This is a genomic window from Prosthecobacter sp. (genome assembly GCF_014879935.1).
Lineage (GTDB): Bacteria > Verrucomicrobiota > Verrucomicrobiia > Verrucomicrobiales > Verrucomicrobiaceae > Prosthecobacter.
The window spans coordinates 1-25661 of the sequence record NZ_JACSRD010000216.1 but is presented as its reverse complement, the minus strand read 5'-3'; the positions used below and the strand labels follow the sequence as shown (position 1 = coordinate 25661).

Here is a 25661-nt window from a genome sequence, read left to right as displayed (position 1 = left end):
CGTTATCCAACCCGTGAGTACAACTTCTTTCTCTCGCCTTTTGAGGTTTTAAAACACTGCCTAGGTTGGAGTGCTGATAGACAATCAGATGTGAGCTGTTCTGGCAGGAGGCCAGCAGCAGAACTGCCAGTAGAGGTATTGTGATGCGGTATGTCGTCATGGGAGTTGAGGTGTTGTGTGTTTGGGAGAATTTCTCGAATGCTGACGGATGAAAAATTCTGGCGGCCCTTGCCGGCCGGGGCTGCGTACACGCAGTTCCACATCGCCGCTGGCATCCAGACAAGTAAATTCAGTGAACTGTGCTCCCACATTAAGTCCTGCGAATGCGGGTGCTATTCCCAACGCGATACCATGGGAACGGCGGCTGACATGGAGCGGCTTTTGATCCGGTAAACCCACCCAGATGCCCCTTGCGGAATTGAGGCGTGGGAGCTCTCCCTCGTAAAAAGCGACCACATCTTCTGCACCAAGCGTCATCGTGTTCATGCCATGTGCGTGGATGACACCCAGCCCCCTTGTCTTTAGTGTGGCAGTGTAGCCGCCATCTGCCGTTTGATACTGCACTGCTTGATAAGTGCCTGCCGCACCACTGCATGAAATCAACAGTAGAAGACAGACCATCAGGCCGAAAAATGGACACCATGAAAGCATAAGGGTCGGAAAGATTATCCACCCATCGGTCTGCCCAGAGGCAGTTTGAAGGTTTTGCGGATGGGGCGGCTGGTTTCCTGGGTGTAGGGCCAGAGCACGTCGGCGGTGTGTTGGACGGCGCTGCGGCGGGTGTTGATCTTTTGCACTAGGGCATCACGACTCACGCGGTTGAGGCCCTTGTCTTCGGTGGCCTGGCCCTGGCCGCTCTCGGCACTACGGTAGGCGGTGAGCAAAGCTTCCATTGAGGCGACTCTTGCGGCGGTCTTGAAACCCGGAAGTGAATCTGCCTTGGCCTTGCCGATCAGCATTTCGGCGGTTTGGAGCAACAGCGTGCGACTGGGATTAGGGCGCAGGCCGATGAGGTAGCCGTCCAGGGGGGAATTCGTCTCAGGATCATCGTCTTCGGCCAGCATCTTGTGCTTCTGCCTCGCGGCGCTCTGGATGTGCTGAAGACCTTGGAAGAGCACTTTCTCCGCAGCACGTGCCTCTGCCGTGGCAGCTTCGGAAGCGTCTCCATTGCCGGCAGCCTCCGCAATGCGGCGGCGGGTTTCCACAGTTAACACGGTCAGGCCATTCAAGTAAGCGTCATCAATGTCCTGCTCGGTAAGTTCCGCTGCGTGGCCGCTTGCGGCAGCCAGCAGATCCCCAGCCGTTTCGATGTCCTCAAGCTGCGCCTGATTGAAGTAACCACGCTCGTGGGCGGCTGATGTCGCAGGAGGTGAGCTTGGATTCTCAGGCGCTGGAGTGCCGGCGTCAGGCATAATGGTGAAAAATGCGGGTTGATCCTGTCGCAGCACCTAGAATGATATGCGATATTTGCAGTATGAAATATAAAGGTGTGATTTGTCACCAACTTTTTCTCACTAACGATTCTAGCTTATGTAATTGTCATTATTTTCTGACAAATGTGTTCCTGTTTATTGATGTGCCTGCAAAATCTCTTGGTTTAACACAGCGGCATATCGCCAGCGCCCCTTAGCCAAGTCTCCTGAAACTGCGTTTTCGGCCCACAGACATGAGACGCACAGCTCAACAAGTTTGAAAACGCTCTCCCAGGGTCTTGCGGAAACAAGGCGGTCTGGCGGGTAAAATCAGCCTTCCACAACATGAATTAGCTCTGAAACCATCACACAGCCCCCCAACTTCCGATTTGGAGGAAAACATAGGAATGAGCTTTCGGCACAATGGAAATGAAGGCAAAAACATCAGAATCGATGTCTGGCGCATTGATGCGGGCCTTAAAAACAACCGATTCTTCCCTCAGTGCATCAAGCGGCCCTTCACAAACAAAGGGTTTGATCGAGAGGGCAAAGGAAACGCAGACAGGAACAACGAAACGAGTGGCTCACGCAGGTTTCATGCGTGGCAGTTGCATCCGAAGCCGTCAAACGGTTCTGTTGAGGCCGTCTCTTGTGAATTTCACTCAGCACATCCACCCAGTGTTCTAGGGCAGCGCGAATTTTGCCAGCCAGTCCAAAGACTGATAACTGCGACCACACATGCCATTTGGGTCCAATAATTGTAAAAATCACTTCTTCATCACATACGCGAAGAAATCCTTCAGATCCGCATCGCTCATGCCGGCGGTGAGGCCTTCGGGCATCAGCGAAACTGGGGACGCCTCCAGCTTCTCGATGTCGGCCTGTTTCACCGCTGTTTTGTTGCCAGCCATGTCCTTGATGACGATGCCGCTGGCGTCTTGCGCGTCCATGAGGCCGGTGAGGATCTGGCCGCCCTTGGTTTTCACGATGTAAGCGCCGAAACCTTCGCGGATTTCCATGCTGGGCATGAAAAGATTGTCGAGCCAGAAGTCCGCGTTCGTGCGGTCGTGGCCTGTCAGATCAGGGGCGATCTTGCCGCCTTCGCCAAACAGCGTGTGGCACACCGCGCAGCGGGCGGCGAACTGAAGTTTGCCTTTTTCAGCATCGCCGAGGCCGGTTTTGAGCACGGCTTTGATGCGCTCGGCCTCTTTCTTCTTTTCCGGCGTCGGTCCGGTGGCGAGGAGGCCGCGCCAATGCTTTTCGATGCTCGCGTCGATGTCCGCATCCTTGTGCAGGCTGAGCTGGCGGACGATGTCGATGGTGAAATGCTTCGCGGGCACTTTCCATTCGTTGACGAAGTTCATGAGAATCTGCGCCCACTCTTTGCGACCAGCCATGACACGCAGCGCGTCCTCGCGCAGCGCCTTGTCGCCGGCAATCTGACCTTCCCAACCGAGCAGCAAGGCCTCGGGGATGCGTTTGTCGTCAAACCTGGCCACGGCCTGCAAAATGCCGCGTTTGAGGCTCGGAGCCGCGCTGGACTTCAAAATCGCCACCATCGGCATCACGGCGTCGTTTTTGCCGAGTTCGGCCAAAGTCTTTGCGATGGCGATTCGGGCTGTATTGGTCGCTTTGGAGTCAGCGAGGAGTTTGAGCGCGTTTTTGAGCGCCTCCGCGTTTCCGCTGCGCAACGCGAGTGTGAGATCACCGCCGCTTTGCTTCGCCATGTAGTCGTTGAGAGCCTTTTGCAGTGCCTCCGGCAGTTTCGGCATCTCCGCGCCTTCAAACGCCGAGGCGATGCCGGCGATGAATTTGCCGCGCAGGGCCTCATCGTTCGTCAGCGCGAGCAAATCGGCACACGAATTGAGATTCTCCTCGCCACCGGCTAGCGCATAGCGTTTCGCGAGCTTTTCGGCGAGGTGGTCGCGGAAAAGCTTGGTTTTGAGAAAGGCGGTGTCGGATTTGAGGAAGGCAAAAACGGCCTCACGCTCCTTTTCCGCCTTCGATTCGAGCGCCCACCAGGCGAGAAGCGGCAAATGACCGCTTTCGTCGTCTGCTTCGCCGCTCCAGAGAAGCGGCAGCGCGTCTTTGGCAGCGAGTTTCTTCGCGGAGGCGAGGATTTGCGCTCGGACTTCGGGATGTCTTTCTTCTTTGGAAAGGCGGATGAGGGCATCCGCACTCCTGTTTTCTTCGCCGATCATCTTCACGGCCCAGCGACGAATGTAGGGATCATCGTAACGAAGAAGATTGGCGATAACCTCTTCATCCACCTGCTCCGTCAAATCTAGTGCCCACACCTCATCTATGGTGAGAGTCCGTTTGGGCATCGATTTTCTGATGGTGATGCCAATCTTGCCGTCACCCCGCCACCCAAGCTCCAACGCTGCCTGTTTTCTGAGCCACTCGTTTGGATGGCTCAGGTAGCTATAAAGACTCTCTCCTGTTTCCTTGCTCAAATCAAACGGCTTCAGCTTTGGCGCACCACTCGCAGGACGCACACGATAGATTCTGCCACTCGTTTTGTGCCAGTCATCGACGGGGCTGACGTGGCTGAGGCGGGTGTCATACCAGTCGGCCATGTAGAAGCCGCCATCGGGGCCGACGCCGGCCCACACGGGGCGAAACCAACGGTCGGTGGTGGTCATGAGCTGCTCTTCATCCTTGGTTCGGAAGGTGGAGCCGTCCGGGATGAGCTGGCTGACATAGACGAGGTTTTGCAGCGCGTTCGGCGCGATGATTTTGCCTTCGTAGGCGCTGCCGAGCAGGCCGCCTTCATAAATTGCGAAGGCTTGGGGGAAGCGTTTGTTGTCGCCCTCGTGGCGCATGTGCTCGAACCAGCCGAAGGCATACGGATTGGTGAGCGGGCCGTGTTTGCCCCAGCCTTTGATGCCGTAGCTGCCCTGCTCGTAGTGCATGCCGCGCGTGGCGCCGTTCGTGCCGGAGAAAATGCGGCCCTTGCTGTCGATATCGAGGCTGAAGGTGTTCCCGCCGCCCTCGGCGTAGATTTCGAAGGTCTTCTTCTTGGGGTGGTAGCGCCAGATGCACTGGCCTTCCCATTTCACGTTCTTGGTGTTGGCGCTGCTGACATTGCCGGTCGTTGTGCTGCCATTCGCGCCGTAAAGCCAGCCGTCCATGCCCCATTGCAGGTTCGTGGCGACGCTGTGGGTGTCCTCCAAGCCGAAGCCGCTGAGCTCCACCTCGGGATCGCCATCCGGTTTGGCATCGAAATCGGCATCGGGATAGCTGAGCAGGTAAGGCGGATTCAACACCCAGATGCGGCCCATGCCATGCAGCGCCGCGCTGGCGATGTTCAGGCCGGTGATGACGTCCTCGTGCCTGTCGAAAAAGCCGTCGCCATCCGTGTCCTCGAACACGGTGATCTTGTCCGCGCCTTTGTCACCCCGTGGCGGCGGCAGCGGCACTTTGTCGAACTTTGCGCGGAGGTGCTGGTCGTAGCTGACGATCTTCAAGCCGGCGGGAAACTGGTATTGGCGATACTGCGTGACCCACATGCGCCCCTTCGAGTCCCAGCTCGCGTAAAGCGGCTGCTCGACGATGGGCTCATGCGCCATGAGGTCGATGGAGACATCGCTGCGATGCTTGAACTTCTTCACGGCCTCCTGCGGCGGCGTGGGCGGTGTGTCATCGCGCATCACGCCGCGACCGGGGCGTGTCTCCATGATCTTTTTGACCGCTTCGTTTCCGGCCACGTCATCAGGTTTGACGTTTTGGGCGGCGGCAGTGAGCGCGGAGGTGCCCAGCGCGAGGAGAAGGAGGCGCGATTTCATGGTGGAATCGAAGAAACTGCGGTGGGGAGGGCGATTCTTGCGGGCTTGTCGCGAGTTCCGGTATTTTCGTGCGGCGAGGTCCGATGGCTAAAGTTCAAACTAAGGCTCGCAGCGGTTGCTCGCATCGCCGGGTGTGTCACAGTACCCGACTGATGCGACTCACCAGCAGCTCCAGCTCCGCCACGCCTGTTGTGACCCGTTCCGCGCCGCCATCGCCGTCGGAGCTGTCCACCATGATGCCGTTTGGCCGTTATTCGGTGCAGGCGCAGGTCGGGATCGGCGGCATGGGCACGGTGTATCGCGGCACGCAGCTCAGCCTGGGCAGGCCTGTCGCCATCAAGGTGCTGCGAGTCAGCGACGGCTACGACTTCGCCTTCGAAGACCGTTTCCGCCGCGAGGCACGGGCAATGGCCACGCTGAACCACCCGAACATCGTGGCGATCTACGACTACGGCCACCTCGGTGCGGATTTCCTGTTCTTCGTCATGGAGTTCGTCGATGGCACCGACCTCGGCGAGATCATGCGCCTCAATCGCATGACGCCGGAGCTCGCGTTGCAGTTGCTGCCGCAGATCTGCTCCGGGCTGGAATACGCGCACCTGAAAGGCATCGTCCACCGTGACATCAAGCCTGCGAACATCATGCTCACCCGCCAGGGAGAGGTGAAGATCACCGATTTCGGTCTCGCCAAGGACGTGGCGCACGGCGCGTCCGTCGCCACGGAGACGCACATGGTCATGGGCACGCCGGAGTATGCCGCGCCGGAGCAGTTCAACGCGCATCGTGACGTGGATCACCGTGCGGACATCTATGCGCTGGGAGTGCTGATGTATCAGATGCTCACCGGGGCGCTGCCGCGCGGCTCCTGGCAGGCGCCTTCAGTGCTGCGGCCGGGCTTGGATGCACGCATCGATGGCATCGTCATCCGCGCGCTGATGCACGACCGCCAGCACCGTTATCAGTCCCTCGGCGACATGCGCCGGGCCATCGAGGCGGCGCTCGTTCCCGTCGTGCAGACGCCCAGCCGGCCGCTGCAAATGCCGAAAGCCAGCGCCGGGCGCATCCTCCTGCTGGAGGACGATCTGATGGTGCGTGACCTGCTGCGCCGTGCGCTCGAAAAGGCATCGTTCGAAGTCGTGGAAACGGGCGATGGCCGGGACACGTTGCGCCTTTACCAGGAAGCCATGGTCCAGGGCCGCCCCTACGATCTGGCCATCCTCGATCTCACCATCCCGGATGGCATGTGCGGCCGGGAAACGATGTTGCACCTCCGCCGGCTCGATCCGCAGATTCTTGCGATCGTCTCCTCTGGCTATCGTGACGATCCGGTCATGCAGGACAGCGCCGCCTACGGTTTCGCCGGAGCTTTGCCGAAGCCCTACCAAGTGGAGGGACTGCTGCAGATCGTGAATGGAGCGCTGGCGGTGGGGCGCAGGCGGGCAGTGTGACTCACATCACACGCACCGCAGCCTGGGACTCCATCGCCTGCCAGACGGCATGGACGACACGCATGTACATCATGCCTTCGTTGAAATCGGGCTTCGGACGCGGTGCTGCGGGATCACGCACGGCGGCGATGAAATCGCGCTCCACCGTCCAGCTTCGCTGCATCTCGGTCGGGACCGGTAGGGTTTCCAGTTTCCCGCCGCGTTTGCCGAGCTGGATCTCGTCGGTGACAAAATCATAGCTCAGCGTGCCCTCGGAGCCAAACAGCCACAGCTTGTCCGTGGGCGCGTGAGCTGCCACGCCGCTGAAGAGCATGGAGGCCTCGATGCCGTTGCGGAATTGCGCCATCACGTTGACGAAATCGGGAATGTCCACCTCGACGCCGCCGCGTTCAGGAATGACCACATTGCCACGGGCCTCGACCTCGATGATGTGCCCCAGCCAGCGCTGCAGAACCTCGGTGTATATGCCCAAGGTGAGAATCTGGATGCCGCTCAGCTCGGATTGCTGCCGCCAGTGCACCGGGGCGGCCGGATCGAGCCACGCGTCATTGAAGCTGTGCAGCATCGCCTGATGCGGCGTGCCGATCGCACCTTCGGCGAGCAGTTGCTTCACCAATTCGCCTCCCTTCATGCCATGTGGCGCTGGGCAGATGCCCGTCACCAGCTCCGGATAACGGATTGACGCCTCCCACATCTGGTTCGCCTCGGGCAGCGATGCGGCCATGCGGGCCTGGGTGAAGGCATGCTTTCCATGTTGCAGCGCGTAGCACGTCATCTCCGCATGCATGTAAGGGTGCGTGCCGATCCACACCACATCCACGTCTGGCGACGACGCCACCTCCTCCCAGCGCTCCACAGGCTGCGCCTCCGGGGCGAACTCGCGGCGGAATGCCTCCGCGCTGGGGAGCGAACGGTTCGCCACCTGCACGATCTGCACGCCCGGGATCGCCCGCAGGCCGGGCATGTGGCGTTGTTTGACGATGCCGCCGGCACCGATGATGCCGACGCGGACGGGAGAAGGAGCTTCGCTCATGGTGGATGGTTAGAAGAGTGGCTTATGGGTTCGATGGACGGGTGCATGAAGCTCACTGGCCTTGCGAAGTCCAGCGACCAATCCATCATCCATCAATCCGACGATCCATTCATAACGCTGCCTCTCCGCATGCAAATCCTGCACCTCTACATCTCGCCTGAGCACAATTACTTCGGACACCACGGCCAGCCGGCGGGCACCGCACCGGTGATCGAGGTGCCCCAGGTTGAGTGCGTCGCGGGCAAGGGGCTGGTGGGCGACCGCTTCTTTGGCTGGAAGGACGACTACAAGGGCCAGGTGACTTTTTTCGAGCACGAGCAGTACGAACGCCTGTGTGAAAAGCTCGGCGTCATGGGCGTGACGCCTTCCGCCTTCCGCCGAAACGTCATCACGAAAGGCGTGGACCTCAACACGCTCATCGGTGTCGAATTTGAAGTGCAGGGCGTCCGCTTCCTCGGCACGCAGGAGTGCAGCCCCTGCTACTGGATGGATCAGGCCTTCGCCGAAGGTGCGGAGCTGGCGCTCAAAGGCCACGGCGGCCTGCGGGCCAAGATCCTGAGCGACGGCATCCTCAAAACCTCATGAACGCCCCTTTTGCCACCGCTTTGCTCGCCGGCGGGCGCTCCACGCGCATGAAGCAGGACAAAGCCCTCCTGCACTGGCATGGCCAGGATTTATGGCAGGCGCAGCTTCACAAGCTGCAAAGCATCGGCGCGTCACGCGTCCTGCTTTCCTGCCGTGCGGAGCAGCCGCTCTTTGTCAGCCCGGAGGAGGGCGTGGAGACGCTGCACGATCCTGATGATGTGGATCAAGGGCCTCTCGGTGCCATCGCCCGCTGTCTGGAGCATGTGCAGATGCCGCTGTTCGTGCTCGCTGTGGACATGCCCTGGATGACCGCGGCGTTTTTGCGTGAGCAGATCGCAAAACATGACCGTGCGGACCAAGGATGGTTCTTCCGTGGCTCCCACGGTGACGAGGCTCTCGCCGGCATGTATGTGCCCGCGATGCTGCCGCTGATGCGCAAGGCGCTGGAAGACCAGGACTTGAAGCTGCAGCGCCTCATTGAGACGTGCGTTCATTCCGGGACCGCCATCACCTGCCCAATCGAAGACCATCAAGCCGCGTTCTTTCACAATGTGAACACGCCGGCGGACCTGAAGTGAATCTGGCCGTCAGACATCGTGTGAGCGACCTCCGTCGGATGATTCGACGATTGGTGCAATGATTCGAACGACTTTGTAATGGTGCATCAATTCAGCCGCTGCTTAAATCGGCGCCGATCACAACCCGTCTCCCGACGTGATAGAACTCTTCAACGCCGCCATCGCTCCGCACCAAGTGCTGCTGACTCTGCTTCTGGCGTTGGTCGTATGCTACTGGCTGCTTGTCATCCTCGGTGCGCTCGACTTCGAAGCCGATCTCCCCGACGCCGATCTCGATCTGGATTCGGACGGGCATCACGCCCACCACGGCATGAGCACGGGCGGTGTCTGGATCACCGCAGGCCGCCTTTTTGGATTCTCCCAGGTTCCGATCGTGGTCTGGTTGAGCTTTCTCTTCCTTTTCATGTGGTTCCTCTCGCTGGTGCTCAATGAGAAGTGGAATCCTTCTCACAGCATCCTTCAGACCTTCATCCTGCTTCTTCCCAATCTGGTCGGCAGCCTCGTCATCACCAAGCTCGTCACCATTCCAGTCGCCCGGCTCTTCAAAGCGATGGCGGATTCCGATACGGAAGCCGAGGTGGTCATTGGCCGCACCGGCACCGTCTGCTCCATCGAAGCCGACGAAACCTACGGTCAGCTCGAAATCACCGCCAACGGCGCTCCGCTTCTCATCAATGTCCGCACGCAAGGTGGCACGCTCGTGAAAGGCACGCAGGCCAAAATCACCTCCGCAGGCCCCGACAACGCCTTCTACTTCATCGAATCTGTTTAACTCCCGATCTCTCAAACCATGCAAACATACCTCCCAACACTCGCAGTCCTCCTCGAAGGCAGCATCCTCGTCGGAGTCATCGCCATCGGCATCTTCCTCGGTGTGCTGATTCTATTCTCGCGCTTCTTTCGCAAGGTCACGCAAGGCCAGGCCATCGTGCGAAATGGCGTCGGCGGCACCAAGGTGTCCTTCAACGGCATGCTGGTCATCCCGGTCGCCCATCAGGCCGAGTACATGGACATCTCCGTGAAGCGCATCGAGATCGAGCGCAAAGCCAACGAAGGCCTCATCTGCAAAGACAACCTCCGCGCTGACATCAAGGTCGCCTTCTTTGTCCGCGTGAACAAGACGCCCGAAGACGTGCTGCGTGTCGCGCAGAGTATCGGTTGTGCCCGTGCGAGCGCGGTGGACACCATTCGCACGCTGTTTGATGCCAAATTCTCCGAGGCGCTGAAGACCGTCGGCAAGCGATTCGACTTCGTGCAGCTCTACAATGAGCGCGATCACTTCAAGAGCGAGATTTTGAAGGTCATCGGCACCGACTTGAACGGGTTCACGCTCGACGACTGCGCCATCGACTTCCTGGAGCAGACGCAGCTCGAAAATCTCGATCCGGACAACATTCTCGACGCCGAGGGCATCAAAAAGATCACCGAACTCACCGCCGCGCAGGCCAAGCTGGCCAACAACATCCAGCGCGACAAGGAGAAGGTCATCAAGCAGCAGGATGTGCAGGCTCGTGAGGCCATTTTGGAGTTGGAACGCCAGCTCGCCGAAACGGAGGCCAAACAAAAGCGCGACGTCGAAAGCGTCAAAGCCCGCGAAATGGCCGAAATGATGAAAGTGCAGGAAGAAGAGCGTTTGAAGGCCGAACGCGCCAAAATCACCGCCGACGAAGAAATCGCCGTCGCCACACAAAACAAGGATCGCCAGGTTTTGGTCGCCCAGCGCAACAAAGAGCGCACCGATGCCGTCGAGGTCGAACGCGTGACCCGCGACCGCGATTTGGAGATCATCGAGCGTCAGCGCATCACCACGCTGAAGGACATCGAGAAGGAAAAAGCCGTCGAAGTGGAGAAAAAGAACATCCAGGAGGTCATCAAAGACCGCGTGGCGCTCGAAAAGACCGTCGTCGTCGAGCAGCAGAAGATGAAGGACACCGAAGCCTTCGCCACCGCCGACCGCGAGAAGCAAGTCGCACTCACCAACGCCGAGAAAAACGCCCAGGAGCAGCTCATTCAGAAAATCAAAGAAGCCGAAGCCGCCAAACAAGCCGCCCAGCTCGCTGCCGAGCAGGCTGCCTTCACGGCCATCAAAGCCGCCGAAGCTGCCAAGCAGGCTGCCGAGCTCCACGCTCAAGAAATCCTCACCCTCGCCGAAGCTCGCCAAGAATCGGCCGCGAAGGACGCTGCGGCCGAGAAATCTATCGCCGAAGGTAAAACGGCCACTTCCGCCGCTGTCGGACTCGGCGAAGCTCAAGTTTTGCTCGCGAAGGCCGAAGCCTCGCAGAAGCAGGGCACCGTCGATGCCGAAGTGACGCAGTTGAAACTCGCCGCCGAGGCCGATGGCATTACGAAGAAGGCCCAGGCCATGAAGTTGCTCGAAGACGCCGGTCGTCAGCACGAGGAGTTCAAGCTCAACCTCGACAAGGACAAGGCTGTGGCTCTCGCTGAGATCCACATTCAGAAAGACATCGCCGCCGCGCAGGCTGGCGTGCTCGGCGAGGCTATGAAGTCCGCCAAGATCGAAATCGTCGGCGGCGAAAGCCAGTTCTTCGACAAGATCACCAGCGCCATCGGCACCGCCCGTGCCGTGGACCGCATGGTCGAAGGCAGTCGCACGCTCACCGACGTGAAGGAAACTTTCTTCAACGGCGATCCCGACTACTTCAAAGCCCAGCTCAAAACAGTGGTCGATCAATTCGGCCTCACGGCCGAAGATACGAAGAACCTCACATTGTCCGCTTTGTTCGCGAAGCTCATCGGCTTGAATCCTGATGCTGGAACGCTCAACAAGCTCACCAGCATGATTGGTGCTGCGGGTCGTTTTGGCCTGAGTGAGTCGAACGTGGCCGGTCTGCTGGCTGCGAAGGCGAAGAAGTAACACCAACCCGCTCGCCAGTCTCGTTTTAGAGTTCCCCTCACCTAACCTCTCCCCGCAAGTGAGCCAAAGAGTTAACGATCATCCTAAGCGGGGAGAGGGACCAGAAAGCGCTCTCCCTCTCCCCGCGAAAGAATTCACGCCGACACCTAGTCTCACTCGCGGGGAGAGGGTTGGGGTGAGGGGCAGCCCAGCAAATCCGTTTCGTCATTGAATGTCCGATCCCACTCCATCACCCCAACCCTCTCCCCAGCTCGAAGCGGGTGCTTACGAAGTCATTCGTCAGCGCTTGTCAAAGCACGGCTCGGAGTTGCAGCGTCGGCTGGATTTGCTGAACAACGACCGGAAGGCGGAGTTCGGCGGGATTGAGACGGCGTTGCTCACCACGACGCGTCTCACGACGGACAACAACTGCGTGCCGCGCGACATGGCGGCCATCGGGCCGAAGCGCTTCCTGTTTGGCTACAATGTGCATCTCGGGCTGCGCTCGACGATGAAGATTGAGGACGTCTTCGCGGTGTATGACTACCAGGAGGGCGATCACAGCTTCCACACGAACAAAGACGCGATCCTTGGCGATGTGCAGTTCGCGGAGGACTTCGCTTATCTCTACAGCTACTACAAACACGCCACCTTCCTGAAGTTCCACCGTATCGGGCCGCATCTTTACATGGGCTTTCAGGTCGGACAGCGGGCGACGGAGGTCAAAACCTTCAAATGGCTCGTCAATGATGAAAAGGGCACGCTGAAGTATCTCGGCAATCGCAGCGATCACGAGTTCGTATTCCCGACACCGCAGGAGTTCGCGTGGAAGCGGGCCACGCGGGATATGTACATCCACGGCGAGCATCCGCACATCAGCATTGAGGACCGTGTCTTCGTCGAGACGATCGGCGGCGACCTCACGGTGAAGGTGGAAAACAACACCGCCACAGGGCGCGGCATCTACAATGAGCCGGTCGAGAACAAAGACCAGACGCTCGATGACGCCGAGGTGCACTACGCCATCGTCGGCAACCTGATCCTGCTCAAAGTGCTGCCGTATCAGGAGAAGCAGTGGCGGCATCTTGTGTTCAACGAACGCACGCGGGAGGCGCATCGCATCGACAGCATCGCGGAAAGCTGCGTGCTGCTGCCGGATGACCATGGCATCCTTTTCCCGCATGGCTACGTGTTGCAAACCGGCGAGGTGCGCCGCTTTGAGACCGGCTTGCCGCCGATGCGCTTCGAGAAGCGCATCCCGGCCGCGAATGGCGAGGACACGCTGTTTGTCTTCAGCCATCTCGAAAGAGGGTCGTATCTGCTGCTCAGCTACAACCTCATCACGCAGAGCATCGCTACGCCGCAGCCTTGTCATGGCTACTCGCTCTTTCCGACGGGCGAATTGATCCTCTTTGATGCCGATGCGGAGCCTCGGAAGCATCACGTCGTGCAGGTTTGGCGCACGCCGTATCTCACGGCCGATGTCAGCGAGGCGAAGGCCGCGCAGACCTTCCTCAGCAAGATCGGCAACGCCGAAATCGTCCGCGCGATGGCCGAGTGCCGTGGCGTTCTCACGTTGCTGGCAAAGGATGACTCCTTCAGCGGCTTGTATGTCGAGCTGGCGCGTTCGTGCGGTGACATCGCTGACAGTTACTTCTGGGTGGGCAAGGAGGAGGCGCATAACCTCAAGGAAACGCTCACCGAGATCAAAACGACGGCCGAGGCTGCTCTGGGTGAGTTTGAGAAAGTGCGCCGCATGCGCAAGACGGCAGCGGAGCAGACCACGGCTCTGCAAGAGAAGGCGCAAAAAGCCATCAGCGCGGCCACGAATACCGATCCGAATGACATTCTCGGCTTCGTGCAGCTTTTGACGACGCTTCGCGAGTTGCGCGGCCAGATCATCGCGCTGCGCGATGTGCGCTACACGGACGCGGCGGTCATTGATGCGATGGACAAGGCTGTCGCCGAGGCAGGTGACAAGCTCAGCGCGAAATGCGTGGCCTTCCTGCTCAAGCCCGAGGCGCTGGACCCGTATCGGAAGCAAATCACCGAGCAGCAGGCCCGCGTGCCTGCTTTGGTGAAGGTCACAGAGGCGCAGGAGGTTGAGGAAGCGCTCGCGAAGTCGAGCAGCGAGCTGGAAATGCTCACCGCCATCGTCAGCGGCCTCAAGATTCAGGACGCCACCGAGACGACGCGCATCATCGAGGGCATCAGCACGCTGTTTGCGCAGCTCAATCAGGTGCGCAGCGTGCTGCGGAACCGCCGCAACGATCTGGCGAAGACGGAAGGTGCGGCGCAGTTTCAGGCGCAGCTCAGTTTGCTCAGCCAGAGTGTGCTGAACTACCTCGAAGTGGCCACCACGCCGGAGAAGTGTGATGAATCGCTCACGCGCGTGCTGGTGCAGATCGAGGAGATGGAGACGAAGTTCTCCGACTTCGATGACTACGCGGCCGAGTTGGTCAAAAAGCGCGAGGAGGTGCAGACGGCCTTCGAATCGCGTCGTCAAAGCCTGACGGATGCGCTGAATCGTCGCTGTGGCAGCCTGGGGCAGTCGGCGGAGCGCATTTTGACGAGCATTCGGAATCGTCTGACGAGCTTTGCGAAGCCGGAGGAGGTGCACGCCTGGCTCGCGGGCGATGCGATGGTGGCCAAGCTGCGCGATTTGATCGATGAACTGCGCAAGCTCGGTGACAGCGTGCGTGCGGATGAGTTGAGCACGCGGCTCAAAACCGTGCAGCAGGACTCGTTGAAGCAGATTCGCGACAAGTCGGAGATTTTTGTCGGCGGGGACCTCATCCAGCTCGGCAAGCATCAGTTCAGCGTGAACAAGCAGCCGCTGGAGCTGACGATTTTGCCCCGCGACGGTGCTTTGGCGTTTCATCTCACCGGCACGCGCTTCTTTGAGAAGGTGGAGAGTGCGGAGTTGGAGACGCAGCGAGCGGTTTGGGATCAGGCGGTCGTTTCGGAGAATGCGGAGGTGTATCGCGCGGAATTTTTGGCTTGGAAGCTTTTGACGGATCGGTCGGATCAGTCCGATCAGACGGATGTTTCGGCCTTCATGGCCCAGCGCTACGACGAAGGCTACACCAAGGGCGTGCATGACCATGACGCATCCTTGCTTTTGAAGCCGTTGCGGGAGATGCAGTCAGCGTTGGGCTTGTTGAGGCATTCGCCGGAGTCGCGTGGCTATGCGCGGCTGTTTTGGCATGCGTGGGCGGAGGATGTGGAGAAGAAGGCGCTGTTTGCGCGGATGCAGTCGAAAGGACGGATGCGGGAGTTTTTTGGCGAGAAGGCCGTGGAGCCGGAAAAGTGGCTTTTGGAGCGAATTGAGGCCTTCGTGGCTTGTGATGCCGTTTCGGTGGCTCGGTGCCTGCTCGACGAATTGCAGGCCAAAACGCAGTTCACGCGTTCGGCGGCGGCTTTGGAGCTGTTGCGGGCGTTTCGGAAGGAATTGACGGCGAAACGGGCGGCGAAGGATTTTGAGACGACGATGACCGAACTGGCTGCGCAGCCGGTTTTGGCCTTTGAGATCGCGCTGGAGTGGATCACGGCTTTGAACCCGACGGAGGGTTGTGGCGTGTTGATCGAAACGGCGGCGATGGTGGTCACGAATGATCAACCGCCTGCGGCGACGCCGACGGAGCCGGTTTCGCGGGTGACGATCAGCGGCCTGACGGGCACGCATGGACGGATCAGCGAATCGAAGCTGGAACTCGATTACCATGAGTTCACCGCGCGACTGCAACGCTACGAAAGCACGGTGGTGCCGGCGTTTCAGGCGTTTCAGCGGCTCAAGCATGAGCTGAGCGAGAAACGGCGGAAGGATCTGCGGCTGGATCAGTTCAAGGCGGGCGTTTTGAGCTCGTTCGTGCGCAATCGGCTCATTGATCAGGTTTATCTGCCGCTGATCGGCGCGAATTTGGCGAAGCAGCTCGGTGCGGCGGGCAAGGACACGCGCACGGACCGCATGGGCATGCTGCTGCTCATTTCACCGCCGGGTTACGGCAAGACGACACTCATGGAGTATGTCGCCAGCCGACTCGGCATCACGCTGGTGAAGATCAACGGGCCTGCGCTGGGGCATCAGGTGACCTCGTTGGACCCGAGCGAGGCGCGAAATGCGTCGGCGCGGGAAGAAATCGAGAAGCTGAACCTCGCCTTCGAGATGGGGGACAATGTCATGATCTATCTCGATGACATTCAGCATACGAATCCCGAGTTTTTGCAGAAGTTCATCCCGCTGTGCGACGGCACGAGGAAGATCGAGGGCGTGTTTCGCGGTGAAGCGAAGACTTATGACCTGCGTGGCCGCAAGGTGGCCGTGGTGATGGCCGGGAATCCTTACACCGAGGTCGGTGGCAAGTTTCAAGTGCCTGACATGCTCGCGAACCGCGCGGACACCTACAACCTCGGCGACATCCTCGGCGGTCATCAGGAGGCGTTTAAAGACAGCTACATCGAGAACGGACTCACGAGCAACGGCACGCTGGCGCGCATCGCGGCGCGGAGTCACAAGGATGCTCTTTCGGTGCTCAAGATCGCGCAGACGGGCTCGCGCGAAGGCGTGGAGTTCGAAGGCAGCTTCAGCGCCGAGGAGATCAATGACGCCGTCGCGGTCATGGAGAAGCTTTTGCATGTGCGCGAGGTCATTTTGAAGGTGAACCAGCAGTATGTGGCCAGCGCGGCGATGGAAGACGCCTATCGCACCGAGCCGCCGTTCAAGTTGCAGGGCAGCTACCGCAACATGAACAAGATTTCGGAGAAGATCCTGCCCCTGATGACCGACAAGGAGGTCGCCCAGCTCATCGCTGATCACTACCGCGGCGAAGCTCAAACGTTGAGCGGTGCCGCAGAGGCAAACTTGCTCAAATGGCGCGAGATCAACGCTTTGAGCACCGACGAGGACAAAACACGCTGGGACGAGATCAAGCGCACCTTCAAACGCAACCTGCTCTCCGGCGGCGCGGGCGAAAACGACCCCGTGAATCGCATCACGGGCCATTTGAGCGCCCTCACCGAAGCCGTGAGCCAGCCGACGCTGAGCGACGTGACCATCGAGCGCCTCAAAACGATCATCGAAGGCCTGCGGGCCGTTCCGGTGAACGTGGAGATCAAAGTGCAGCCGGTGGAGAAGGAGGCGCCCGGCGAGTTGCCGGTGGATGTCGAAAGCGCGGTGGAGCAACCGTCTGCTCCGAAGAAGCGAAAGCCCAAAGAGGGGGACTAGCGAAGTTCGTGGCCCAGAATCGCCAGCGTGGCGATGGCGGCCGTCTCGGCGCGGAGGATCAGCGGGCCGAGGGTGATGGGTGTGAAGCCGGCGGCGAAGGCCTGAGCTTCTTCGTCAGGCGTGAAATCGCCTTCCGGACCGATCAGCACGGCGACGGTGGCTGGCTTCACCTCTGGCAAGGCTTGTTTGAGCGTGCGGATGTGTTCGCTGAGTGCGGGGATGAGCTTGAGGCCAGCGCTGACGGACAGTGCCTTTGAGAAGGGCGCAGGTGCTTTCAATTCAGGAACGAAGGGTGTGTGGCACTGCTTGGCGCTCTCGATCATGTGTCTGTACCACTTGGCGAGCTTCTTTTCCGTCTGCGCGGCATCGAGATGAATGACGGTGCGTTCAGTGATGACGGGCTGGATGCTCGAAGCGCCGAGTTCGACGGCTTTTTCGAGCAGCCACTCGAAGGGCTCGGCTTTGATGAGCGCGGGCAAGAGATGAATCGCGGTTTGAAACGGCGCGACCCGGGTTTCGGAGGTGATGCTGGCCTGAACTTCCGATTTGGAGACGTGTGTGATCTCGCAAACCGCAACACGACCCCTGCCGTCGAAGATCTCGATGCTGTCGCCGGGTTGTTTGCGCATCACGCGGCTGCAATGTGCCGCCTCGTCGCCAGTGAGGCTGAGATGTGGTCCGGCCCAGGCGGCAGGAGGAAGATGGAAGCGGGAAAGGGACATGGCGGACGGCTCGGATTTCGGACCTGGTGTTTGTGCGCCCGAAGCCACACAAGTCAAGATGGTCGTCGGAATGGGGCGGCGGTGGCATTTCGATCTCGACTTCCCGGTCTTCATCTGAATTACTCTGCGAGCGAGCCACCACATCATGCCTCGTCAATTCATCCGCCCTTCGTCATGAAATCCCTGTCATCCAAACTGGTTCCGCTGCTCGCCTTGTCATTGATCGCCGCTGTTCCGCCTGCCGCCGCGGACGAGCCGGAGAACGCCGTGGTCGAGAAAGCGACGCTGGGAAAGACGGTGCGCGAGCGGCTGCCATCCTCCGCGACAGCGATGCCGCGGCTGGTGGCCTTTGGCGAGATCATGGAGGGCGGAAGTTTCCGCCTGGTGCCCGCTGGAAGCTCGCTGGAGGCGAAGTTTTCCTCCGATGTTTTCGTGGTGGTCAATGACCTGGACGGCCTGTTCGGCGAGCTTTCCGAACCGGAGTCCGAATACGCGAGGAGCTGGCGGCTGATCGTGAACAAGACCGGAGAGGACCAGTTGAAGCGGATCACACTGGAGCGTGCGGAGGCGAAGCTGAAGCTCGACGCCATCGACAAAGAACGGCTAGCGAAGGCATCCGACGCGGCGGCGATGAAGGTGTTGGATGTCGAGCGTGGAAAGGCTGATCTGGCGCTGAAGGACGCGGAAAAGAAGGAGACGGCCCTGACGACGCAACTGGAGGCGGCGAAGCGGTTCATCAAACACGGTTTCAAGCCGCTGAGTCTCAACTTCCGCCTGCGGATCGGCGGCGAGACGTTCGACAAACTGCATCCCATCGACGTGGCGGAGATGATCGACTCCGAAAAGTCGCTCTTCCTGCTGCGCTTCAACCTGCGGGACATGAACAAAGACAAGGACGCGTGGCTGCGGCTGCTGAAATCGAGCCCGATGACCTGCGTGGTGGGGGATGTGGCGCTCACTTATGTGACCGAGAACGGCAAGAAGAGCTACCTCGGCGTGGACAGCGGCTTCCGGCTGGGAATCCCCCTGTTCCGGTGGGAATTCTGGATCAGCATGGGGATCATCGCCGGCTGCCTGGGCCTGTTTGTGTGGAAGGCGCCGACCACGGATGTGCTGCGTGACACGGGCATCACGTTGACAAATCGCACGCTGCCGGCTCCGAACTACTGGCATGAGCACAAGCACCCGCTGAGCCTGGCACGGCTGCAGATGTCGATCTGGTTCTTCATCATCATCGGCTCGTTTGTGTTCCTGTGGTCCACGACGGGCAGCCTGGCGGGTGTGAACAACACGGCGCTCATCCTGATGGGCATCAGCGGGGGCACCTCGATGTTTGCCGCGATCGTCTCCGAGAAGCGGGAGTGGGACGCGAAGAAGCGCGAGCCAGCGAGCGCATCCAACACGCCGTTCACCAACTGGTTCATCGACATTCTCAGCTCCGACGAAGGCATGACGATCCACCGCTTCCAGATGTTCGCCTGGACTCTGGTGCTGGCGGTGGTGTTTGTGAACGGGGTGCTCTCCGACTACGCGATGCCGCTCTTCAGCAATGAACTGCTCGGGCTGATGGGCATCAGCTCCGGCGTGTATATCGGCTTCAAGCTCAAGGAAGGGAACTGAGGCTGGCGGCGTGTTCGCCAGACGGCGGAACATCAACGCGCAGACTTGCCTGCCGTCACCCTGAACGACGCACCCGTGGAGTTTTCAACCACGTCCGGGTGGCTCAGCGGGCCATGGCGGCCTCGATGTCGTCTGCCTCGATCGGGATGTGCGCCATGAGGTCGAGGTTGCCGTTTTCGCCGATGACGATGTTGTTCTCCAGGCGGACACCGAGCTTCTCCTCGCGGATGTAGATGCCGGGCTCGACGGTGAAGACCATGCCGGGCTGTATGGGCTTCCACATGTGGCCGACGTCGTGCACATCGATGCCGAGCGGGTGGCTGGTGCCGTGCGGGAAGTACTTTTTATACGCGGGCTTGTCAGGGTCCTGCTTGGCGATGTCGTCCGGCGTGATCAGGCCGAGACCGAGCAGCTCCTCCTGCATCAGCAGACCGACCTGCTCCTGATATTCGCGGATGATGACGCCGGGCTTGAGCATCTGGCAGCACTTTTTGAAGACACGGAGCACCGCGTCATAGACCTGACGCTGGCGTGCCGTGAACTTGCCGTTCACGGGGATCGTGCGGGTGAGGTCGGCGTTGTAGTTGCCGTAGTTCGCGGCGATATCGAGCAGCAGCAGCTCGCCATCCTGGCACTGGCAGTGGTTCGTGATGTAGTGCAGCACGCAGGCGTTGGCACCCGTGGCGATGATGGGCGTGTAGGCAAAGCCGCGTGCCCTTTGGCGGATGAACTCGTGCGAAAGCTCCGCCTCGATCTCAAACTCATGCACGCCGGGCTTCACGAACTTCAGCAGGCGGTCAAAACCGTCGCTGGTGATGCGGATGGCCTCTTTGAGCGCGGTGATCTCGGGTTCGCTCTTGATCACGCGCAGTTCGTGCATGAGCGGCGCGAGGCGGCGGTAGTCGTGCAGCGGGTATTCCTGTTTGCAGCGGTGCGTGAAGCGCGTCTCGCGGGTCTCGGTGGGGATGGTGGCGCGGATGTGCTCATTGGAGTTGAGATAGATGTGGTCCGCCTGGCAGATGACACTGCGGAATTGCGTCTCGAATTCCTGCAGCCAGTGGACGCGTGCGATGCCGCTGCGTTCGGTGGCCTGCGCTTTGGTGAGCTTTTCACCCTCCCACACGGCGATGGTTTCGTTCGTCTCGCGCACGAAGAGCATCTCACGCTGCTTGGGGTCGGCGGCGTCCGGGTAGAGAACGAGGATGGTCTCCTCCTGGTCGATGCCGCTGAGGTAAAACTGGTCGCTGTTCGGGATGAAGGGCAGCGAGCCGTCGGCATTGGTCGGCAGCACGTCGTTGGCATGCAGAATGACGAGGGATTGCGGCGGAAGCTTGGCGTAAAGGCGCTGGCGGTTGGCGGCAAAGAGTTCGGCGGGGAGGGGCTGGTAGCGCATGGCGCGGCGAAGCTGAGGTGGGTTGATGAAATGGGAAGCGGATTTTGCCGCGAAGGCCGTGCTTGATGAAAATTGACGGCACGATGGTGAAAACCGCCAAAAGCCGTCGCGTCGCGACAGCGACCGCTCATGGGCGCTTTTACTCTGCCAGCACCGCTTTCGGCGGGTGGCGGTCGGCTTTGATCCAGAGCTGGGCGTCGGTCCAGAAAGCTTCGACAGGCAGGGCAAAGGTGGTCACGCGATCGACGCGGGCGATGTTGATGCCGACGACCTTTCCTTCGAGGGTGGCGACGGGGCCGCCCATGTCGGCGGGAAAGAGTGGAATGTCGTGCTGGAGGATTTGCGGAAAGTTGTCGCTGCGCAGGGAGATCCCGCCGTTGGCGAAGTCCTCGCCCTCCCAGTTTTGCAGGACTTTCGTGCGGCTGGCGAGGCGTACACGGCAGGTCTCCTCCTTTTCATGGCGGAGGAAACGCACATCGACGATGTCGCCGGGCTGACGCTTGTTCACCAGATCGTGGACGCGGCGGAACTGGTCCACCAGCTCGCCCGCGATGGCGAGAATGACATCACCCTCATGCAAACCGGCGGCCTCCGCCGGGCTTTCGCTCGCGATTCCGATGATGCGGACACCCTTGGTGGCCTCATCGGCTTTTTCCGCCATGCGGATGCCCAGCGCGGCACCCGTGCCGGGAATGCGGCGGGGTTTGGCGCTGACGATGCCGATTCGTGTTTCCTTGGCCGAGTTGGCGACGCTGCAAAGCCACTGCCCCATGGTGAGCGGCCGTGCGGCACCGAACGAAACCGCCCGCAGGCCGGTGATGCCAACGGCCTGGGCCAGAACGAGGTCGAGCGCGGTGTCGCGATGCACCTCCCGCAAGTCCGCCTTGCGCCCGTCGGCGAAATGAACGCGCGTCTTGGCCAGATCCGGCACTTCGCTGGCCTTGGTCAGCACGTAGCCATCCTCCCCGACGATGGTGGCGGTGCAGATGGCACGGCCCAGCGGGCTCTCGACGCGTGCGGTGCAGGCGGTGGTCAGAGGACGCAGTTTTTCGATCGCGACAAGGGTGTCCCGGCCATTCGTGCGTTGATCGAGAGGCAAGGTCGGACGCGGGGTCTCCGCGAAAACGGGAAGAGAGACGAGGAGAAAAAGCAGGGCGGAATGACGAATGACGAATGACGAGTGAATGCGCGCAGGTGCTGCCGCAGGTTCGTCATTCAAGATTCGGGTCTCCTTGGTCATTCGGAATTCCTCGTTCGTCATTTTCCCCTCACTGCCCCTCCTCCTCCTCCGGCCGTTGGGCGAGCTGGACGGACAGCTCGCGTTCCTTTCCTGAAGTGCGGAGCTTGATCTTGAGCGTGTCGCCGGCGGCCCGGGCACGGACGGTGGCGGTGAACTGCTGCTGGTCGGTCATCGCATCCCCATTCACGCTGAGAATGACGTCACCCATGCGCACACCGGCCTTTTGCGCGGGTGAGCCGTCGATGACATCGGCCACTTCCAGTTCCACATCGTCGCTCATCACCGTGGCGACACCCAGATAGCCGCCCGAGCCGACACCCCAGACACGAATGACCTGCGACTTCTGCATCGCATCCCAGGAGCGGAGGAAAGGCGCCATCGAGACATGGACGTTTTGGTCGCGGCCCTCCCAGATCTGGCTGTGGATGCCGATGACCTCCCCGTTGAAATTGAAGAGCGGCCCGCCGGAGTCGCCTCCCATCAGCACACAGTCGGTGTGGAGGCTGTTGGCGGTCTGTTTGATGATCTTCCCCACGCGCAGGACCGGGCCGCGGGCCTTGTCAAAGCCGCCCGGATGCCCCAGGGCGAAACACCATTCGCCAGGCTGCGCCTTCACCACTTCCCGGCTGAGATTGACGAAGGGCCAGGGCTTGGTGCGGGCCTTGAGCTGCCCCAGCGCCGCGTCGGTCGTCTTGTCCAGCCCGAGGGATTTGGCGGTGGTGACGCTGCCATCCTCCAAAATGACGCGCATGTCCTTCCCCGGGGCACCTGGGACGTGGGCAGCGGTCAAAAGCAGGCCGTCGGCCGAAATGATCACGCCGCTGGCCGTCCCGCCGCCGCTTTGGATCGCCACCAAGGCCGGACGGACCTGCGGGAGGAGCTTCTGGACGTCACTCTGCACACGCAGCAGGGTGGCGATGTCAGCTTTCGGCACGGGCCCCTTCTCCGAGCCACCTGCAGCGAGGCTGTATCCAGCGACGGTTTGCAGCACCACGAGGGCCGTGGCGGCTCTGCGAGCAAAAGAGGAGCAGAGTGGGTGCATGCGCGGGCGGAGTTTACGTTCCCGGCCTCCGCAGGTCAACAAGCGCGCGAGGGAGGGGGGAATCTGCGGTTGAATACGTCCCCGGGCTGCGCTTTTCTCGGCCATCCCACCCCCAAATCACACTCTTTTACATGAACTACGATCTCATCGTCATCGGCGGCGGCCCTGCGGGCTATGTCGCAGCCATCCGCGGCGCTCAACTCGGCAAAAAAGTGGCCTGCGTCGAAAACGACCGCGCCGGGGGCACCTGCCTGAACTGGGGCTGCATTCCGACCAAGGCGCTGCTCAAGAACGCCGAGCTGTATCACACGCTCACGCATCGCGCCGAGGAGTTCGGCCTCAAGATCGGCAGCATCGAGTATGATTGGTCCAAAGTGATCGGCCGCAGCCGTGGCGTGAGCGACAAGCTGAACAAGGGCATCGAATTCCTCTTCAAGAAGAACAAGGTCGATTACCTCAAAGGCACCGCCAGCATCCCCGCCGCCGGCAAGGTGGAAGTGACGGCCGCGGACGGCAAAAAGGAGACCCACGACGCCGCGAACATCCTCATCGCCACCGGTGCGAAGAGCCGCCCGATGCCTGGTTTCCCCTTCAACGGCACCACCGTCATCGGCAGCAAGGAAGCCATGACCATGGCCACCCAGCCGAAGAGCATCATCGTCATCGGTGCCGGCGCCATCGGCATCGAGTTCGCCTACTTCTTCAATGCCTATGGCACCAAGGTGACCGTCGTTGAAATGCTGCCGAACATTCTTCCAGTGGAAGACACCGAGGTCAGCCAGACTTTGGAAAAGAGCCTCACGAAGGCCGGCATCCGCATCCTCACCAACACGAAGGTCACCGGCACCTCCGAGGACGGCAAGAGCGTCAAAATCACCGTCGAAGGTGCTGCCACTGAAACGCTCGAGGCCGATGTGGCCCTCGTCGCCATCGGCGTGGCCCCCGTGCTGCCCGGCGGCATCGAATTGAAGCTCACCGACCGCGGCTGGCTGCAAACCGACGACCGCTACCAAACCTCCGTCAAAGGCATCTACGGCGCCGGCGACATCATCGGGCCGCCCTGGCTTGCCCATGTGGCCAGCTACGAGGCCGTGCAAGCCGTCGAAGGCATGTTCACCAAGCACAAGCCCAAGAAAGTCGGCGTCTTCCCCGGCTGCACCTACTGCCATCCGCAGGTCGCCAGCATCGGCCTCACCGAGCGTGCGGCGAAGGAAAAGGGCCTCAAGTTCAAGATCGGCAAGTTCCCGTATGTCGCCAGCGGCAAGGCCCTCGCCGCCGCCGAGCCGGAAGGCTTCGTCAAGATCCTCTACGGCGAGCCGCACGGTGAAATCCTCGGCGCCCATATCATCGGCAGCGAAAGCACCGAGATGATCGCCGAAATCGGCCTCGCCATGAATCTGGAAGCCACCTGGGACGAAATCGAAGCCACCATCCACGCCCATCCGACGCTCAGCGAGATGGTCAAGGAAGCCACCGAAGTCGCCAAGGGGCATCCGATTCACGTGTGAGTCATGAATGAGGAAGCCGCCAAGGATATCTGCGAACGCTATGTAGCGTTCGTGGACATCCTCGGCTTTCAATCCCTAATCGAAACGAGGCCCCTGGAAGAGATTCTCGATAAGATAGCAAATGTGCTGTCATTGGTTCCTGTGGTTTCAACTCTTGGACACATCAATATCAACGAGGCCAAGTATAGTCCGAACGAGAAGTTCAAGGCGGTTCACTTGTGTAGTTTTTCCGATTCATTTGTCATCGCTTCAAAGGATGATTCTCGAGACTCATTGAATTCAATAATCGCCGCGACCTTCCTTCTGGCTCGTGGGCTGTTCATGGGAGGTTTACCCGTCCGGGGAGCCATTGCGCTTGGTGAAGCTGGGATCATCGCAGGAACCCATCATATTGTCGGGAAAGCAGTTGTTGATGCGATCACGCTTGAAAGACAACAATCGTGGTTTGGGATCATGTTTTCGGAGCATATCTTGAAGGGTAAGAATCTGGTCGAATGGCTTCATCCGACCGTCATGCCGCTAGTTATCGAGTATCCGGTGCCGCTGAAGGGGAGCCTTGTTGGTCGTGCCGGTCATGTGCTCAATTGGCGTTTGAACATTTACTCTCAAATTGGTATTCGCCCGCTACTTCCATCCCCCAGGGAAGGCCAGCCGGAAGACAGCATCAAAATCGACAACACATTAAAGTTTCTCGAATTCCTCAGAGAAACCACCCGCCGGGATGTCAATGTCACCAAAATCCCGGGCAACTTTCCTCACCTTCATCCTGTGCTCATCCTCAATGACACAGATAACATTGTTGGGAAAGAGTTGCGCCTCGAGCACGGAGACAAGTATTAACACGTAAGGCCAACGGCCTTGCGTCATGCAGCCCAGGGTTGCGCGAAGCGCTACCCTGGGAATCGCGATGAAACGCCCGCCTGACCGAATGCGAACCCCAACGGGGTTCCGTCTGGTGGCGATGGTGACTGGCGCTCGGGTGACGGAACCCTTTCAGGGTTCCATGCCATTCGAGAGGGGTGGGCGGCTCTTGATTCCAGGGTTCTCCGAACCCTGGGCTGCATGACGGAAACCCGTAGGGCTTCGAGATCGTGAGCGTTGGCTCGTGCACCGCGAGCTACACCACCCCTCTTGCGCCCCGCCTTGCAGCAAAGTCGTTTCCAAAGACGAAAAGCATCCTTATATCCGCGCATGTTGCCGACCAGTCTGGAAGA

The 25661-nt window shown here is 60.1% G+C and carries 17 protein-coding genes; 9 read left to right on the top strand and 8 right to left on the bottom strand.

Features of this window, described 5'->3' with window-relative positions:
* Nucleotides 1–156 precede the first annotated feature (156 nt).
* From IAE77_RS24790 to IAE77_RS24780, 3 genes are all read right to left on the bottom strand, one after another.
* Entirely contained in the window at nucleotides 157–486 is a 330-nt protein-coding gene (locus tag IAE77_RS24790) for a hypothetical protein (protein ID WP_294232488.1), read from the bottom strand.
* Nucleotides 487–665: 179 nt separating this feature from the next.
* Nucleotides 666–1412, bottom strand: coding sequence for a hypothetical protein (locus IAE77_RS24785; RefSeq protein ID WP_294232486.1), 747 nt, complete (start codon nucleotides 1410–1412; stop codon nucleotides 666–668).
* Nucleotides 1413–2179: 767 nt separating this feature from the next.
* Nucleotides 2180–5200 carry a c-type cytochrome gene (locus IAE77_RS24780; RefSeq protein ID WP_294232484.1) on the bottom strand — a complete coding sequence of 1007 codons (3021 nt, stop codon included), beginning with the start codon at nucleotides 5198–5200 and terminating at the stop codon, nucleotides 2180–2182.
* Nucleotides 5201–5352: 152 nt separating this feature from the next.
* Here IAE77_RS24780 and IAE77_RS24775 point away from each other — a divergent pair, with 152 nt between their 5' ends.
* Nucleotides 5353–6648, top strand: coding sequence for a protein kinase (locus IAE77_RS24775; RefSeq protein WP_294232482.1), 1296 nt, complete (start codon nucleotides 5353–5355; stop codon nucleotides 6646–6648).
* A gap of 1 nt (nucleotide 6649) precedes the next feature.
* On the opposite strand, the gene IAE77_RS24770 is transcribed toward IAE77_RS24775, so the two are convergent.
* A complete protein-coding gene (locus IAE77_RS24770; protein ID WP_294232481.1) occupies nucleotides 6650–7681 on the bottom strand; it encodes a Gfo/Idh/MocA family oxidoreductase in 1032 nt (343 codons plus the stop codon).
* Nucleotides 7682–7810: 129 nt separating this feature from the next.
* Here IAE77_RS24770 and IAE77_RS24765 point away from each other — a divergent pair, with 129 nt between their 5' ends.
* The 5 genes from IAE77_RS24765 (at nucleotide 7811) to IAE77_RS24745 (ending at nucleotide 16922) form a co-directional block, all read left to right on the top strand.
* Nucleotides 7811–8266 (top strand): MOSC domain-containing protein, encoded by a 456-nt coding sequence (locus tag IAE77_RS24765; protein WP_294232479.1) that lies wholly within the window; start codon nucleotides 7811–7813, stop codon nucleotides 8264–8266.
* Nucleotides 8263–8844, top strand: coding sequence for a molybdenum cofactor guanylyltransferase (locus IAE77_RS24760; protein WP_294232477.1), 582 nt, complete (start codon nucleotides 8263–8265; stop codon nucleotides 8842–8844). The genes IAE77_RS24765 and IAE77_RS24760 overlap by 4 nt, the downstream gene beginning before the upstream one ends.
* A gap of 136 nt (nucleotides 8845–8980) precedes the next feature.
* The gene (locus IAE77_RS24755) at nucleotides 8981–9616 is read left to right on the top strand and encodes an OB-fold-containig protein (RefSeq protein WP_294232475.1); all 636 of its coding nucleotides are present in this window, start codon (nucleotides 8981–8983) and stop codon (nucleotides 9614–9616) included.
* An 18-nt stretch (nucleotides 9617–9634) separates the two neighbouring features.
* On the top strand, nucleotides 9635–11719 hold the full coding sequence (locus IAE77_RS24750) for a hypothetical protein (protein WP_294232473.1): 2085 nt from the start codon (nucleotides 9635–9637) through the stop codon (nucleotides 11717–11719).
* A 211-nt stretch (nucleotides 11720–11930) separates the two neighbouring features.
* Entirely contained in the window at nucleotides 11931–16922 is a 4992-nt protein-coding gene (locus IAE77_RS24745) for a DNA repair ATPase (RefSeq protein ID WP_294232471.1), read from the top strand.
* On the opposite strand, the gene IAE77_RS24740 is transcribed toward IAE77_RS24745, so the two are convergent.
* Nucleotides 16919–17644, bottom strand: coding sequence for a 16S rRNA (uracil(1498)-N(3))-methyltransferase (locus tag IAE77_RS24740; protein ID WP_294232469.1), 726 nt, complete (start codon nucleotides 17642–17644; stop codon nucleotides 16919–16921). The genes IAE77_RS24745 and IAE77_RS24740 overlap by 4 nt on opposite strands.
* Nucleotides 17645–17818: 174 nt before the next feature.
* Between IAE77_RS24740 and IAE77_RS24735 the strand changes: the two genes are divergently transcribed.
* Nucleotides 17819–19264 carry a hypothetical protein gene (locus tag IAE77_RS24735; protein ID WP_294232467.1) on the top strand — a complete coding sequence of 482 codons (1446 nt, stop codon included), beginning with the start codon at nucleotides 17819–17821 and terminating at the stop codon, nucleotides 19262–19264.
* Between the two features lie 103 nt (nucleotides 19265–19367).
* Here IAE77_RS24735 and IAE77_RS24730 read toward each other — a convergent pair whose 3' ends face one another.
* The 3 genes from IAE77_RS24730 to IAE77_RS24720 all read right to left on the bottom strand — a co-directional run bounded on the left by IAE77_RS24730 (nucleotide 19368) and on the right by IAE77_RS24720 (nucleotide 22939).
* Nucleotides 19368–20657 (bottom strand): aminopeptidase P N-terminal domain-containing protein, encoded by a 1290-nt coding sequence (locus IAE77_RS24730; RefSeq protein ID WP_294232466.1) that lies wholly within the window; start codon nucleotides 20655–20657, stop codon nucleotides 19368–19370.
* A 139-nt stretch (nucleotides 20658–20796) separates the two neighbouring features.
* The gene (locus IAE77_RS24725; protein WP_294232465.1) at nucleotides 20797–21876 is read right to left on the bottom strand and encodes a S1C family serine protease; all 1080 of its coding nucleotides are present in this window, start codon (nucleotides 21874–21876) and stop codon (nucleotides 20797–20799) included.
* A 49-nt stretch (nucleotides 21877–21925) separates the two neighbouring features.
* Nucleotides 21926–22939 (bottom strand): trypsin-like peptidase domain-containing protein, encoded by a 1014-nt coding sequence (locus IAE77_RS24720; protein WP_294232463.1) that lies wholly within the window; start codon nucleotides 22937–22939, stop codon nucleotides 21926–21928.
* Between the two features lie 131 nt (nucleotides 22940–23070).
* Between IAE77_RS24720 and lpdA the strand changes: the two genes are divergently transcribed.
* A complete protein-coding gene (gene lpdA / locus IAE77_RS24715; protein WP_294232461.1) occupies nucleotides 23071–24447 on the top strand; it encodes a dihydrolipoyl dehydrogenase in 1377 nt (458 codons plus the stop codon).
* A 3-nt stretch (nucleotides 24448–24450) separates the two neighbouring features.
* Nucleotides 24451–25287 carry a hypothetical protein gene (locus IAE77_RS24710; RefSeq protein ID WP_294232459.1) on the top strand — a complete coding sequence of 279 codons (837 nt, stop codon included), beginning with the start codon at nucleotides 24451–24453 and terminating at the stop codon, nucleotides 25285–25287.
* Nucleotides 25288–25661 lie beyond the last annotated feature (374 nt).

Bases quoted from the DNA above. Each gene is read 5' to 3' on its own strand.
- IAE77_RS24790 (WP_294232488.1), bottom strand. From the start codon at position 486: ATGAACACGATGACGCTTGGTGCAGAAGATGTGGTCGCTTTTTACGAG.
- IAE77_RS24785 (WP_294232486.1), bottom strand. From the start codon at position 1,412: ATGCCTGACGCCGGCACTCCAGCGCCTGAGAATCCAAGCTCACCTCCT.
- IAE77_RS24780 (WP_294232484.1), bottom strand. From the start codon at position 5,200: ATGAAATCGCGCCTCCTTCTCCTCGCGCTGGGCACCTCCGCGCTCACT.
- IAE77_RS24775 (WP_294232482.1), top strand. From the start codon at position 5,353: ATGCGACTCACCAGCAGCTCCAGCTCCGCCACGCCTGTTGTGACCCGT.
- IAE77_RS24770 (WP_294232481.1), bottom strand. From the start codon at position 7,681: ATGAGCGAAGCTCCTTCTCCCGTCCGCGTCGGCATCATCGGTGCCGGC.
- IAE77_RS24765 (WP_294232479.1), top strand. From the start codon at position 7,811: ATGCAAATCCTGCACCTCTACATCTCGCCTGAGCACAATTACTTCGGA.
- IAE77_RS24760 (WP_294232477.1), top strand. From the start codon at position 8,263: ATGAACGCCCCTTTTGCCACCGCTTTGCTCGCCGGCGGGCGCTCCACG.
- IAE77_RS24750 (WP_294232473.1), top strand. From the start codon at position 9,635: ATGCAAACATACCTCCCAACACTCGCAGTCCTCCTCGAAGGCAGCATC.
- IAE77_RS24745 (WP_294232471.1), top strand. From the start codon at position 11,931: ATGTCCGATCCCACTCCATCACCCCAACCCTCTCCCCAGCTCGAAGCG.
- IAE77_RS24740 (WP_294232469.1), bottom strand. From the start codon at position 17,644: ATGTCCCTTTCCCGCTTCCATCTTCCTCCTGCCGCCTGGGCCGGACCA.
- IAE77_RS24735 (WP_294232467.1), top strand. From the start codon at position 17,819: ATGAAATCCCTGTCATCCAAACTGGTTCCGCTGCTCGCCTTGTCATTG.
- IAE77_RS24730 (WP_294232466.1), bottom strand. From the start codon at position 20,657: ATGCGCTACCAGCCCCTCCCCGCCGAACTCTTTGCCGCCAACCGCCAG.
- IAE77_RS24720 (WP_294232463.1), bottom strand. From the start codon at position 22,939: ATGCACCCACTCTGCTCCTCTTTTGCTCGCAGAGCCGCCACGGCCCTC.
- lpdA (WP_294232461.1), top strand. From the start codon at position 23,071: ATGAACTACGATCTCATCGTCATCGGCGGCGGCCCTGCGGGCTATGTC.
- IAE77_RS24710 (WP_294232459.1), top strand. From the start codon at position 24,451: ATGAATGAGGAAGCCGCCAAGGATATCTGCGAACGCTATGTAGCGTTC.